This window comes from Vibrio sp. 2134-1, assembly GCF_033339495.1.
Window position 1 is genome coordinate 1 of record NZ_JAWOUS010000372.1, and the last position, 736, is coordinate 736.

Annotated in this window: 1 protein-coding gene; it reads right to left on the reverse strand. The window is 48.9% G+C overall.

Going from position 1 to position 736, the window contains the following annotated elements:
* Positions 1-161: 161 nt before the first annotated feature.
* Complete coding sequence (locus tag R7R78_RS26060; RefSeq protein ID WP_021447310.1) at positions 162-734, reverse strand: energy transducer TonB; 573 nt, start codon at positions 732-734, stop codon at positions 162-164.
* Positions 735-736 lie beyond the last annotated feature (2 nt).

Here is a 736-nt window from a genome sequence, read left to right on the forward strand (position 1 = left end):
GCGTACTTTTCTGTAGCAATGAGTTCCTGAACTTTGTTTACCGTTCGAAACGTTTTGTCTGACAACTCCGGAGTGTTGGCAAAACCAGGCGCGCCATACGCGCCTGACAATAACACTAGAGAAGCCAACAGTTTGGTATATGCTTTCATACGTATGACTCCTTAGTTTGTAGAGAACTCAATTTCTTGAGAAAGGCGAGAGCTAACCGCTTTACCATCAACCATTTTGGGCTTGAAGGTCCATTTAGATACGGTTTTCTTCGCGGCTTGTCCCAAGCCCAACTTGCGTGGTGTCTCTTTTAAAACTTTGACGTCCTCGACGCTACCACGTTCGTTAACAGTAAACTCTACAAGTACGATACCTTTCTCAAGTCCAGAACGAGCGGCCTTACGAGGCATCTGAGGTTGGAATGTTGCTAAAGGCACAGGGCCTCCGCTACCTGCCAGTCTCGCTCCGCCACCTTGGCTGTAATGACCGAGCACTGAGCCACCAGTGACGTTAACTGGTAGATCGAGTTTTGGCATATCCATTGGAACTTGGTCCATCACCGGTTTTACTGTCGACGTCACCTTCATTTCTGGTGGCGGCGGCGGACGCTTAGGTGGTGGCGGTTTCGGGAGTTCGCGTTTTTTCTCCTGTACTTTTTCGTCCGGTTTAATGCGAATGAAATCGACCATACGCTGATCATCATTCGACACTAGCTCGTGGCGCTCTTTGTTTACCAGCTTGTCCATCC